This window comes from Erwinia sp. PME.40.26/001 (assembly GCF_055556675.1).
This window is the reverse complement of the sequence record NZ_JBVHNP010000261.1, coordinates 1-260: the sequence shown is the minus strand read 5'-3', so window position 1 is coordinate 260 and position 260 is coordinate 1. Positions and strand designations below refer to the sequence as shown.

The 260-nt window shown below is 62.3% G+C and carries 1 protein-coding gene; it reads left to right on the top strand.

Going from position 1 to position 260, the window contains the following annotated elements:
- A partial coding sequence (locus ACZ3HG_RS24110; RefSeq protein WP_465334953.1) for a helicase-related protein occupies nucleotides 1-260 on the top strand: 260 nt, incomplete at both ends.

Below are 260 nucleotides of genomic sequence, written 5' to 3'. Positions count from 1 at the left end.
CATCGAGTCGGGCCTCGATATTCCGAACGCCAACACGCTCATCGTGCATCGCGCGGACATGTTCGGCCTTGCGCAACTCTATCAGTTGCGCGGACGGGTGGGGCGCTCGAAACTGCGCGCCTACGCGCTATTCACGTTGCCGGCTCAGCAGAAGATCACCGCACAGGCCGAACGGCGCCTGAGGGTTTTGCAGTCGCTGGAAAATCTCGGCGCCGGATTTCAGCTCGCCTCGCACGATCTCGATATTCGCGGCGCTGGCA